The organism is Lysobacter fragariae (assembly GCF_054779775.1).
The window spans coordinates 345,744-358,671 of sequence record NZ_BAAGXP010000001.1 but is presented as its reverse complement, the minus strand read 5'-3'; the positions used below and the strand labels follow the sequence as shown (position 1 = coordinate 358,671).

Annotated in this window: 8 protein-coding genes and 1 riboswitch; of the genes, 3 read left to right on the top strand and 5 right to left on the bottom strand. The window is 65.5% G+C overall.

From position 1 onward, the window contains the following. The 5 genes from pilB to ACYVD7_RS01575 form a co-directional block, all read right to left on the bottom strand. Positions 1-1,722 (bottom strand): type IV-A pilus assembly ATPase PilB, encoded by a 1,722-nt coding sequence (gene pilB / locus ACYVD7_RS01595; RefSeq protein ID WP_460758416.1) that lies wholly within the window; start codon positions 1,720-1,722, stop codon positions 1-3. Positions 1,723-1,928: 206 nt separating this feature from the next. Continuing rightward, positions 1,929-2,348 (bottom strand): pilin, encoded by a 420-nt coding sequence (locus tag ACYVD7_RS01590; RefSeq protein WP_460758414.1) that lies wholly within the window; start codon positions 2,346-2,348, stop codon positions 1,929-1,931. Positions 2,349-2,580: 232 nt separating this feature from the next. Further along, positions 2,581-3,390 carry a TfpX/TfpZ family type IV pilin accessory protein gene (gene tfpZ, locus ACYVD7_RS01585; RefSeq protein WP_460758412.1) on the bottom strand — a complete coding sequence of 270 codons (810 nt, stop codon included), beginning with the start codon at positions 3,388-3,390 and terminating at the stop codon, positions 2,581-2,583. Between the two features lie 244 nt (positions 3,391-3,634). Beyond that, positions 3,635-5,074, bottom strand: coding sequence for a sigma-54-dependent transcriptional regulator (locus ACYVD7_RS01580; protein WP_460758410.1), 1,440 nt, complete (start codon positions 5,072-5,074; stop codon positions 3,635-3,637). Positions 5,075-5,457: 383 nt separating this feature from the next. Beyond that, entirely contained in the window at positions 5,458-7,080 is a 1,623-nt protein-coding gene (locus ACYVD7_RS01575; RefSeq protein ID WP_460758407.1) for a sensor histidine kinase, read from the bottom strand. A 541-nt stretch (positions 7,081-7,621) separates the two neighbouring features. On the opposite strand from ACYVD7_RS01575, the gene sucC reads away from it, so the two are divergent. From sucC to ACYVD7_RS01560, 3 genes are all read left to right on the top strand, one after another. After that, positions 7,622-8,788, top strand: a complete 1,167-nt coding sequence (gene sucC / locus ACYVD7_RS01570; RefSeq protein WP_460758406.1) for an ADP-forming succinate--CoA ligase subunit beta — start codon at positions 7,622-7,624, stop codon at positions 8,786-8,788. Positions 8,789-8,802: 14 nt separating this feature from the next. Further along, positions 8,803-9,678, top strand: a complete 876-nt coding sequence (sucD, locus tag ACYVD7_RS01565; protein WP_460758403.1) for a succinate--CoA ligase subunit alpha — start codon at positions 8,803-8,805, stop codon at positions 9,676-9,678. Between the two features lie 101 nt (positions 9,679-9,779). After that, positions 9,780-10,040, top strand: a riboswitch (cobalamin riboswitch). A gap of 266 nt (positions 10,041-10,306) precedes the next feature. After that, positions 10,307-12,784 carry a ribonucleoside-diphosphate reductase subunit alpha gene (locus tag ACYVD7_RS01560; protein ID WP_460758402.1) on the top strand — a complete coding sequence of 826 codons (2,478 nt, stop codon included), beginning with the start codon at positions 10,307-10,309 and terminating at the stop codon, positions 12,782-12,784. Positions 12,785-12,928: the final 144 nt, after the last annotated feature.

Here is a 12,928-nt window from a genome sequence, read left to right as displayed (position 1 = left end):
TTAGTCCTTGGTGACTCGGTTGATTTCGGCGAGGCTGGTGACGCCGTGCTTGACCTTGAGGAGTGCCGATTGGCGCAGGTCGTTGACGCCTGCCTTCTGCGCGGCCTCGGCGATCTTCATCGCGTTGCCGCCCTCCAGAACGATGGCCTGGATCTCCTCCGTCATCGGCATCACCTGGTAGATGCCAGTGCGTCCCTTGTAACCCTCGGTGCAGTCAGGGCAGCCAACGGCCTCGTAGATCTTCATGCCGCCGGTGATTTCCTCGTGGGTGAAGCCTTCGGCTAGCAACGCATGTTCCGGAACTACAACTTCGCGCTTGCAGTCATGCAGGCGGCGGGCCAGGCGTTGGGCGATGACCAGCGTCACTGAGGAGGTAATGTTGAACGGCGCGACGCCCATGTTCATCAGGCGCGAAATGGTCTGCGGCGCGTCGTTGGTGTGCAGCGTCGACAGTACCATGTGGCCGGTTTGGGCGGCCTTGACGCCGATCTCGGCGGTTTCCAGGTCGCGGATTTCGCCGACCATGATCACGTCCGGGTCCTGGCGCAGGAAGCTGCGCAGTGCCGCGGCGAACGTCATGCCGCGCTTCAGGTTCATCTGCACCTGGTTGATGCCGGGAACGCGGATTTCGACCGGGTCCTCGACGGTGGAGATGTTGCGCTGCTCGTCGTTGAGGATGTTCAGGGCGGTGTAGAGCGATACGGTCTTGCCGGAGCCCGTGGGGCCGGTGACCAGCACCATGCCGTAGGGCTTCTGGATGGCGGCGAGAAACAGCGCCTTCTGAGCGTCTTCGTAGCCAAGCTTGTCGATGCCCAGCTTGGCCGCGCTGGCATCGAGGATACGCAGCACGATCTTCTCGCCGAACAGCGTGGGCAGCGTGCTCACGCGGAAGTCGATCTGCTTGGTCTTGCTCAGGTTGAGCTTGATGCGCCCGTCCTGCGGAACGCGCTTTTCGGCGATGTCGAGTTGCGCCATCACCTTCAGGCGCGCCGCGATGCGCGGACTCAATTTCACCGGCACCTTGGCAACCTGCTTGAGGATGCCGTCGATGCGCAGGCGGACGCGGTATTCGGTTTCGTAGGGCTCGAAATGGATATCGGACGCGCCGCGCCGAATCGCATCGATCAGGACCTTGTTGATGAACTTGACGACCGGCGTGTCGTCGGTCTTGGTCGCGTCGACGCCGGTGTCGTTCAGCTCGTCGTCGCCGCCGCTGACATCGAGTTTATCGAGGTCCTCGGAATCACCCATGGTCTCGGACAGTGCGTCCGCCGTGGCCAGCCACTGCTCGATGGTGTGGTGGATCTTGTCGGCGTCGACCAGGATGGCCTCCACCCCCATGTTGCTCTGGAACTTGATCTCGTCCAGCGCCTGGATGTTGGTCGGGTCAGCGATGCCGACGAACAACCGGTTGCCGCGCTTGAACAGCGGCAGCACGTTGTGCCGACGGATCAGCTCCTCGGGGACCAGCTTGATGGCCGACTGGTTCGGGTCCAGTGCGGCGACGTCAAACAGCGGAACGCCGAACTCGTGCGAATTGGCGGCCGCCAGCTGGGCCATGGTGACCAGCCGCTTCTCGGTCAGGTAGGCGGCCAGGGGCTTGCGCTCGGCGGTGGCCGCGGCCATGGCGTCGCGAGCGGGCTGCTCCTCCAGCGCACCGTCCATGACCAGGCGTCGGGCGATGCCGGTGATGCCCACCAGATTGGCGGTAACCGCGCTCATTTCGTTCTCTCCCTTTCCCCGAGAAGGACTCTACCGCAATTTTTCCGGCCGGAAAGCAAGTGTTCGCAGGGCGCGTGCCAAATTCCGCGCCTCGTCACAGAGGCGGCACCTTGCCGCAGTCAGTTTGGTGCAAACGGCTACGGCCGTGGTGAAGGCCAAAAAAAAGCCCCGGCTTGGCCGGGGCTTTTTTCACTGCAATGAAGCGATTACTGGCAGCTGCCCGGACGGAACTGCGGCGGGATGGAGCCAGCGCAGGTCCAAGCGTCAACGATGCCGTCCGAGGCGGCCTTGGCGGCCGACGGGGTCAGGGTGATGGTCGCGCCGTCGACGCCAGCGCCGATGTTCTGGGCGGTGGCGGTCACAACGGTGCCGTCCCACGTGATGCTGGCGACGTACTGGGTCGCCACGCTATTCGGGGCGTACTGGGCAGCGGTCGGCAGAGCGTTGTGGTTGGCGACGTACTCGGAGATCGCGGTGCGCGAAGCCGAGGCGGCGGTGATCACTTCGGAGACCTTGGCCTTCTTGGTGTAGTCGCTGTACGCCGGCAGCGCGATGGCGGCCAGGATGGCGATGATGGCGACAACGATCATCAGTTCGATGAGGGTAAAGCCGGACTGCTTCTTCATGGTGTTTCCCCTAGGAGTGGTTTGGAACTTCACGTGCCGGCGGACTTTTCCGATCCTTCGGCCTTATTTGCCGTGCTCGCTGCACGTGCATGGGAATATAAGCAGGTGCCGTGCCAACGAAGCAAGGGCAGGGTGGGTGCCGTTAGTGATGCCCCGGTCACAGACCTTCACGCCGCCCCAACAAACTGACCTGTCGTGTTTGGGCAGACGGTCGACAAGGTGACGCTCCGAGTCACTTTTTCGGGGCTTGCCCCTCGGACAGCGGCTTGGACTGGGTCTGGGCACGACGCTCGAGCGCATCCGTCGGATCGGCTGCCACCGGGCGGATGACCCCACCGTCGCGCGCGTCGACCAGCATCGTCGCGAAGCCGCGGCTCGAAATGATCGGAACGGCACGGATCCTGCCGGCGGGCTGACCCGTCGCTGCCACGGCCCGGGTCACCCCGCGTGCACTTTCCTTGGGCAGCGATTGAAGCAGGTCGGTCACCGCCAGGGAGTTGCGGAGCAGATCGGGCGCGACATTCGCGTAAGGCGCGTAGTACTTCGGCATCACGTCGATGTCCTTGCCGGCCAATGCCGAAAAGAGCATGTGGGCGCGCTCCTTTGCGTTTGCGGGGGGCATTGCGGCCACGGTCTTCACCGTCAGCCAGGGGAGCCGTCGATATTCCGGGGCAGCGTCACGTAGGTCGATCGGGTCGATCTGGTTGGCGAATATCAGCTCAAAACGGTTCTTCATGCTCACCAGGTAAACGGGACGCGAGTGCCACAGGGTCTGCAGCCCGTAAACCAGGGCCGCCACCTGCACGAAGGCGATAAGCGCGAGGTCCAGCTTGAGATGCCGTTTCCCCTGCTTGAAGACGATCAGCGTAAGCAGTGGGCCGATCACGACGTCCACCGAGCCCATGATGATCAACAGGCGATCCGCCTTTGCCATGTGGAACAGGCCGGGCGGGTACCAGCGCCATACAAGGATGGCGGCGATGGTCGATATGACGAGGACGCTCAGGGCGAGGTGGATGAAGGATGCTTTCCAGCGGCTCATGAGGTCCGATGCGGGTCAGGTGAAGGCGCGCCTATTCTGCGTCCTGTGGCCGTCGTGCAGCGACCAGGTTTCCTATCCGGTTTTCCGGACGATCCGAAGGGGTCAGTAAACCGGCGCAGCCGTTGCTGGGGCTTCGGCAAGCACCGGCTAACGCCCCGCTTGCTACTGGCGCATCTGGGGCAGCCGCATCCGAAGTCAGGACCCATCCGGTGTTCGGGCGGAGTGCCGGTCCGCCCTTCCGGGATCAGTCGATCCCCAGCTTCTTCAACTTGTACCGCAGCGCGCGGAAGGTAATGCCCAGCGCCGCCGCGGTGCGGGTCTTGTTGAAGCGGTTTTCCTGCAACGCCTGTTCGATCGCGTTGCGCTCCATCTGCTCGATGTACTCGGGCAGGCGGCTGCTGGCGGTGTCGCGGGGATTGAGGGTGCGCGGATCGGCCGGCAATGCGGGCGCGGGCGCATTGGCTGCCGCCGCGTAACTCGAGGCGGGAGGCGGCGTCGGGATGGCGGGCACCATCGTCGGGACCGGCGTGGTGGCCGGCAAGCGCAGGTCCTCGGCTTCGATGCGGTCGCCTTCGGCCAGGGCCAGGGCGCGTTCGAGGATGTTTTCCAGCTCGCGCACGTTGCCGGGGAATGGGTGGGCGCGCAGAGCGTCGAGCGCTTCGGGCGACAGCGCCGGGACGGAGCGCCCCTGCTGGGCGGCCAGGCGGGTGAGTACGCGGTCGGCGAGGCCGGACAGGTCTTCCAGGCGCTCACGCAGCGGCGGGACGCGCAGCTCGATGACGTTGATGCGGTAGTAGAGGTCGTGGCGGAAGCGACCGTCCTCGACCAGCGCGGCCAGCTTCTTGTGCGTGGCCGAGAGGATGCGCACGTCGACGTTCACCTCGGTGTTCGCGCCGACGGGGCGTATCGATTTTTCCTGGATCGCGCGCAGCAGCTTGACCTGCATCGGCAGCGGCAGCTCGGCGACTTCGTCGAGGAACAGCGTGCCGCCGTCGGCCGCCTGGAACAGGCCCGGTTTGTCGGCGTGCGCGCCGGTGAAACTGCCCTTCTTATGGCCAAAGAATTCGCTTTCCATCAGCTCGGCCGGGATCGCGCCGCAATTCACCGGCACGAACGGGCCGCTGGCGCGCGGACCCTGGTCGTGGATGGTGCGGGCGGTGAGTTCCTTGCCGACGCCGGATTCGCCGGCGATGTAGACCGGGGCCTGGCTGCGCGCGACCTTTGCGATGGTCTGTCGCAGGGTGGCGATGGCGGGCGAGTCGCCGAAGAAACGCGCCGCGACCGGGTCGGCGGCGGTGATGGTGCGGCGCTTCTCGCGCAGGTCCAGCGCGTGGCGGACCAGGTCGCGCAGCACCGCCAGGTCGACCGGCTTGGCAACGAAGTCGAAGGCGCCGGCCTTGAGCGCTTCCACCGCGGCTTCGACGTTGCCGAACGCGGTGATCATCGCCACGGGGGTATTGGGGTGCTTCTGGCTGATCTCGGTGATCAGCTCCATGCCGGAGCCATCGGGCAGGCGCATGTCGGTCAGGCACAGGTCATAGGTGTTCGCCGCGAGCTGCGCGCGTGCGTCAGCCACGGTCGCGGCGGTATCGCATCGAAGGCCCATCCGGCCCAGGGTCATGACAAGGAGTTCGCGGATGTCGCGCTCGTCGTCGATCACCAATGCACTGCGTGTTTCAGTCATTCGATCCTCCAACCCTGCACACAACGATAGCGGAACCGCAGGGGCAGGGCCAAGCACGCTCCCTCCATGACATCGGGAGATGTGACGGCGTCGCGCTGTACACGGGAGGTGAAGGAGGGCGAGTCCGGACGCGGTGCAGGGATCGGGGGTAGAGCGTTGAGGCCAGATGCGGGGCTCCGGACCGGGCTCTGAACGAGGGTCGCCAAGCTTTTTGCTCCGGCTGTCGAGCATCTTGCTCGGGCCGTCGAGCTCTTTGGCTCGGGCTGTCGAGCACTTTGCTCGGGCTGTCGAGCATTTTGCTCGGGCCGCCGAGCTGTTTGCTCGGACTGCCGAGCTTTTTGCCCGATGGAGGCCGCCAACCGGCCGCACCGGATCGCCGGCCGTCAGCTGCCGCCCATCAATGGACTCGGTGCCGGCAGCTGGATGCGGAAACAGGCGCCGCCCCCGGGGACGCCAACGTATTCCAGCGTGGCCTGGTTGGCCCGGCACAGCTCGCGGGCGATGTACAGGCCGAGTCCGGTGCCGTGGCCCGAGGTCGTGAAGAACGGCCGGAACAGCTGCGCGGCCACGGATTCGGGCACGCCCGGTCCCCGATCCAGCACGTCGATCACCGGCGCGCCGCTGCTGTCGGTTTCGATGTGCACGGTGACCCGCGCCGGCTTGCCGGGCAGGCGGCCATACGTCAGCGCGTTGTAGGTCAGCGCGGTGAGTACCTGGTGCAGGTGGCGCGGATCGACGAGGACGTTGATCGCCGGGTGCGGCCCGGTGGCGCGCAGGCTGTCGTGTTCGAGCGGATGGCTGGTGGCGTAGTCCTCGACGAAGCGGCGGGCGAACGTCATCAGTTCGACGTGCTCGGGCTTGGAGGGTTCGCGGCGGGCGAGTCCCAGCACGTTCTCGACGATGCCGTTCATGCGCTGGCCCTGCTGGCGGATGATCTCCAACAGGCGCAGGTCGGCGGTAGGCAGGTCCTTGGACTCCTCCAGCAACTGCACGGCGTAGTTGATCGCCGCCAGCGGGTTGCGGATCTCATGGGCGAGGCTGGCGGAGAAGCGGCCCAGCGTCGCCAGTGTCAGCGACTCGGCCTGGCGCGACACCATGCTGGTGTCGTCGAGGAAGATCAGCACCTGTTCGCTGCCGGCGCGCAGGCGGGTGAAGCGCGGCACCACGTGCGGCAGGTCCGGCGCCAGCTGCAGCGGGGTTTCGTCGCTGCGGCCGTCCTTGCGCCAGGCCTCCAGGCGCTGCGCCAGCACCGGCGCACTGATGAGCAGGTCGCGGCCTTCACCGGGGTGGTCGCCGGCATCGTTGAGCAGGAGCATCGCGGCCTCGTTGGCCAGGCGCAGCTGGCTGGTGCCGTCCACCAGCAGCACGCCGGTACGCAGGCGTCGGATGATCAGTTCGTTGACCTCGGCCAGCGATGCCGCGTCGGCACCGTGTCGCACCGCCAGGTCCACGCTGGCGCGCAACTGCCGGCCCAGCACGTTGCTCAGCGTCGCCATGGCCAGGTAGCCGACGGTGAACATCATCGGTTCGCCCGGACCGCGGGTGCCGTCGTGTTCGAGGAACACGGTCCACACGTATTCGCCGCACAGTGCCAGCGCGGCCGCCAGGGCCACGGTCAGGCCCAGCCGGATCGGCATCAGCAGGGCCGCGGCGGCGACATTGAACAGCAGCATCACCGAGATGCCGGTGCCTTGGCCAGGCATGGCATGGATGGCCAGCGTGGCCAGCACCAGGTCGAAGCCGAGGCCGATCAGCGCCTGCATGCGCAGGTCGCCATGGTTGCGGAACACGAACAGCACCGCGCCGACCACCAGGTAGATGATCGCGACGGCGCCAGCGAGGAACTCGTGCCGCGGTTCGCTGATATAGGCGCGCACCGGTGAGAACAGCAGGAAACACAGCACTGCCGCTTCCAGCAGCCGGTACAGGGCGAAGAAATGCAGCTCGCGGCGCAGCGCGCTGTCGGCTTCGTTGACGGCAACGGCTACGGGGGGGGGGGTGGGCAAGGGACAGTCCGGCGTGTGGTGGGGCGAGTATAGGCGCGGGTTTGCGACGTCGAATTCCGTACACCACACCGAGGCCTTGTCCAAAGCCTGTGATGGGTAGGAGCACCGGCGCCGGATCGGCGTGGTGCAACTTCTCCATCTGGGCAGGAGGGGCAGCTTCCTGAAACATCACACTTAGGGAAGGTCCTGAATCGTCATCCCCGCGAAGGCGGGGATCGAGCGACTTCAAGCCATTGAAAGCAAAGACGCTGGGTTCCCGCCTTCGCGGGAATGACGACCAGAAGCTCAGTTGATAAGACCGCCCTTGCCGATTCCCAGCACATGTTCCATTCAAATGCGGGCGTCGTCGGGTTCGTTCCGCGCTGCACCCGGTCCATCACACGGCTTGCTGCCGCGCCCGCGGCCCGGCGTCGACCGCCCGGCGGCATCACGCCATGGCCGGTTTTGCCCCACCCGCCCCGATCGGCGACAATGCCGCCCCCCGCGCAGCGTGCCAAACCGGCCGTCCTTCCGCGGGCTCTCCAATTCCCCTCGGTGACGCATGAATTTCCACGAATACCAGGCAAAGCAGCTCTTTGCCGATTACGGCATTGCGGTCCCGGCCGGGCGCGTCGCGCGCACGCCGGAAGAGGCCGTTGACGCGGCGAAGGCCATTGGCGGCGACTTCTGGGTGGTCAAGGCCCAGATCCACGCAGGCGGCCGCGGCAAGGCCGGCGGCGTCAAGCTCGCCAAGACCTTTGACGAAGTCCGCGACTACGCCAAGGGCATGCTCGGCACGAAGATGGCCACCTACCAGACCGCCGGCGTCGAGCTGCCGGTCGACAGCGTGCTGGTCACCCAGGCCACCGACATCGCCAAGGAGCTGTACCTGTCGGTGCTCGTCGATCGCGGCAGCAAGTCGATCACCTTCATCGCCTCCGCAGAAGGCGGCATGGACATCGAACAGGTCGCGCACGAGAAGCCCGAGGCGATCAAGACGCTGCACGTGAACTACGTGCAGGGCCTGCAGCCCTACCAGTGTCGTGACCTCGGCTTCGCGATGGGCCTCAACGCCAAGCAGGTCGGCCAGCTGAGCAAGATCATGCTGGGCCTGTACAAGCTGTTCAACGAGAAGGACCTGGCGCTGGTCGAACTCAACCCGCTCGCCATCCTCACCGACGGCAACCTCGCGGTGCTCGACGGCAAGATCAACTCCGACGACAACGCGACCTTCCGCCATCCGGAACTGGCCGCGATGCGCGACATCCGCCAGGAAGACGAGACCGAGGTCAAGGCCAGCCAGCACGACCTCAACTACGTCACCATGGACGGCAACATCGGCTGCATGGTCAACGGCGCCGGCCTGGCGATGGCCACGATGGACGTGATCTCGCTCAACGGCGGCTCGCCGGCCAACTTCCTCGACGTCGGCGGCGGCGCCACCAAGGAACGCGTGACCGAAGCCTTCAAGCTGATCCTGTCGAGCGACAAGGTGAAGGCGATCTTCGTCAACATCTTCGGCGGCATCGTCCGCTGCGACATGATCGCCGAGGGCATCATCGGCGCTGTCAAGGAAGTGGACGTCAAGGTTCCCGTCATCGTCCGCCTCGAAGGCACGAACGTGGAAGCCGGCAAGGAACTGCTGAAGAACTCGGGCCTGGCCATCACGGCGGCCGACGACATCAACGACGGCGCGAAGAAGGCCGTTGCGGCCGTCGCCGGCAAGTAAGGAACAACGATCCCATGAGCGTTTTGATCAACAAGAACACCAAGGTGATCGTCCAGGGCTTCACCGGCTCGCAGGGCACCTTCCACGCCGAGCAGATGCTCGATTACGGCACCCAGGTTGTTGGTGGCGTGACTCCGGGCAAGGGCGGCACGCAGCACCTTGGCCTGCCGGTATTCAACACCGTCGCCGAAGCCGTCAACGAAACCGGCGCCGATGCCTCCGTCATCTACGTGCCGCCGCCGTTCGCGGCCGACGCGATCCTCGAAGCGGCCGATGCCGGCATCAAGGTCATCGTGTGCATCACCGAGGGCATTCCGGTCCTCGACATGCTGCGCGTGAAGAACACCCTCAACGGCTACGACGACGTCGTGCTGGTCGGTCCGAACTGCCCCGGCGTGATCACGCCCGGCGAGTGCAAGATCGGCATCATGCCGGGCCACATCCACATGCCGGGCAAGATCGGCATCGTGTCGCGCTCGGGCACGCTGACCTATGAAGCCGTGAAGCAGACCACCGACGTCGGCCTCGGCCAGTCGACCTGTATTGGTATTGGCGGCGACCCGATCAACGGCACCAACTTCATCGACGCGCTGAAGTGGTTCCAGGACGACCCGCAGACCGAAGGCATCATCATGGTCGGCGAGATCGGTGGTTCGGCCGAGGAAGAAGCGGCCGAATTCATCAACAAGTACGTGACCAAGCCCGTCGTCGGCTTCATCGCCGGCGCCTCGGCGCCGAAGGGCAAGCGCATGGGCCACGCCGGTGCGATCGCCTCGGGCGGTTCGGGCACGGCCGAAGGCAAGTTCGCGGCGATGGAAGCGGCTGGCGTCACCACGGTGAAGTCGCCTGGCGACCTGGGCGCGGCGATCGCCAAGCGTCTGGCGAAGTAATCGCGCAGTCCGAGCAAATCGCACAGTTGCATTGAAAGGCCGCCTCCGGGCGGCCTTTCGTTTTTCTCGCTATTTTGTGTTGACCGATCCGTCGACCCCCACTATCTTGTGGTTGTCGATGGTGCCGACCCCGCCAGGGGAAGGCTTAAAGGGAATCCGGTGAGGTCCGCTCCAACAGGAGACTGGCCGATTCCGGAGCTGCCCCGCAGCGGTAACTGGTAACGACCCGCGTCAATGGCACTGGCCCTGTCCCGCAACGGGATGCAGCTGGGAAGCGACGCGCAGTAGGCAAGGCGATGGCTGGCAACAGCGGCACCGCCCCGACCGGAAGCCCGAAAACCTGCCGCGACCGGAAGGCTATCCCGCTCGTCCTGAGCGTAGGCGCGCAAGCGCCGAAGTCGAAGGACGCATCGAGACCCTTCCGTTTGGCCAGGCGTCTCCGCGGGGAGCGACGGTCGACCATGCCGGGAGTGAGTCCCGTGCCGTCGCCCGTTGATGACTTCCGCGTTGATGCCGGCTCGCCCGAGGGGGCGGGGGCCGTCTGTGCGTGTTGGGTTCCGGGCCAGCCCTGATCGCAATGCGTGCGACCGCTTTCGCTTCTTCTCCACATCCACCGGAGAGGACAGCCATGAACACCGAAGCCCCAGCCGTAGCGGACACGCTGGAAACCGCGATCGAGACACCCGCGCGCGAAACAACCGTGCGCGAAGCAGCGTCGACGACTGCCGCGCAAACCAGCTTCGCCCTGACCCCGCCGCACGCGCCGGCGACCATGGCGATCACCAAGCGCGACGGCCGCAAGGAGCCGGTCGACGTCGCCAAGATCGTGCGCGCCGTCACCCGCTGTTGCGAAGGACTCAACGAGATCGACCCGATGCGGGTCGCGCTCAAGACCATCGCCGGTATCTACGACGGCGCGACCACGCGCGAGCTCGATGAGTTGTCGATCCGCACCGCCGCCGCGTTCACCGCCGAGGAGCCGCAGTACGCGCGTCTGGCTGCGCGACTGCTTGCCGGCTACATCGACAAGGAAGTCGCCGGCCTCGGCGTGCATTCGTTCTCGCAGTCGATCGTGATCGGTCATGAGCTGGGCCTGATCAACGACCGCGTGCGCGAAGTCGTCGAGACCAACGCACGCAAGTTCAACGATGCGATCGACGCCACGCAGACGCAGCGCTTCGAGTACTTCGGCCTGCGCACGCTGTACGACCGTTACCTGCTCAAGCACCCGCAGCGACGCAGCGTGATCGAGACGCCGCAGCAGTTCTTCATGCGCATCGCGGTATCGCTGACCGACACGCCGTCGGCGGCGCTCGAGTTGTACAAGCTGATGTCGTCGTTGGATTACATCCCTAGCTCGCCGACGCTGTTCAATTCCGGCACGCGTCACGAACAACTGTCGTCGTGCTTCCTGCTGGATTCGCCGCAAGATTCGCTGACCGACATCTATGCGCGTTACGGCGACGTCGCGCAGCTGTCCAAGTTCAGCGGCGGCATCGGTCAAGCCTATTCGCGCATCCGTTCGCGCGGCTCGCTGATCCGCTCCACCAACGGCCGCAGCAACGGCATCGTGCCGTGGCTGAAGACGCTGGACGCCTCGGTCGCCGCGGTGAACCAGGGCGGCAAGCGCAAGGGCGCCGCCTGCATCTACCTGGAAACCTGGCACGCCGACATCGAGGAATTCCTTGAGCTGCGCGAGAACACCGGCGACGAGGCCCGCCGCACCCACAACCTCAACCTGGCCAACTGGGTGCCGGATCTGTTCATGCAGCGCGTGGAAGCCGACGGCGACTGGTCGCTGTTCGATCCCTACGCCGTGCCGGAATTCGTCGACCTGTGGGGCGAAGCGTTCGAGCGCGCCTACGTCCAGGCCGAGCAGCAGGGCCTCGCCGCGAAGACGATCAAGGCGCGCGAACTCTACGCACGGATGATGAAGGTGCTGGGCGAAACCGGTAACGGCTGGATGACCTTCAAGGACGCCTCCAACCGCACCTGCAACCAGGTCGGGCCAGGCCGCACGGTGCACCTGTCGAACCTGTGCACCGAAATACTGGAAGTCACCTCCGCGGAGGAAACCGCGGTGTGCAACCTGGGCTCGATCAATCTCGCCCAGCATGTCGCGCAGTTCGATGACGGCAAGCCGGCCTTCGATTTCGACAAGCTCGCCGAGACCGTGCGCGTCGCGGTGCGCCAGCTCGATCGCGTCATCGACCTCAACTTCTATCCGATCGAAACCGCACGCCGCTCCAACCTGCGCTGGCGCCCGGTCGGGCTCGGGGTGATGGGCCTGCAGGACGTGTTCTTCAAGCTGCGCCTGCCGTTCGACGCCAGCGAGGCGTTGCAGCTGTCGACGAAGATCGCCGAGCACATCTACCTGCACGCGTTGACGGCCTCGTGCGAGCTGGCCGAGAAACACGGCGCGCATCCGAGTTACGCGGAGACCCGTGCGGCGACCGGCGCACTGCAGTTCGACCTGTGGGGCATCACGCCGAGCGAAACCGCCGCGTGGGACGCGCTGAAACAGCGCATCGCCCAGCACGGCCTGCGCAACTCGCTGCTGATCGCGATCGCGCCGACCGCGACCATCGCGTCGATTGCCGGCTGCTACGAATGCATCGAACCGCAGGTGTCCAACCTGTTCAAGCGCGAGACGCTGTCGGGCGACTTCCTGCAGATCAACCGCTACCTGGTCGACGAGCTGAAGAAGCTCGGCCTGTGGACCGAAGCGACGCGCGATGCGATCAAGCTCGCCGAAGGTTCGATCCAAGGTGTGGCCGGCATTCCCGATGCGTTGAAAGCCGTGTATCGCACCGCGTGGGAACTGCCGCAGAAAGCGCTGATCGACCTCGCGGCCGCGCGCGGTCCGTACCTCGACCAGTCACAGTCGCTCAACCTGTTCATGGAGAGTCCGAACATCGGTCGCCTCTCGTCGATGTACATGTATGCGTGGAAGTCGGGATTGAAGACGACCTACTACCTGCGTTCCCGTCCGGCTACGCGCATCGCCAAGGCCACGGTGACTGCGGCGCCTGCGCCTGCGTACACCGAGCAGCAGGCGTTGGCGTGTTCGCTGGAAAACCCGGAAGCCTGCGAGGCCTGCCAGTGACCGCTGGTTGATCACGTTGCGCGGGTGCGACGGCGCCGTGGTCGCGGCAGGGATGTCGCGCTGCACGGATGCTGTGGCGGTGGCGTCGCACCTGTTTTCACTCTTGCTCGATCGTCTTGCCCATCCTCTGTGAGCGGGGGATGG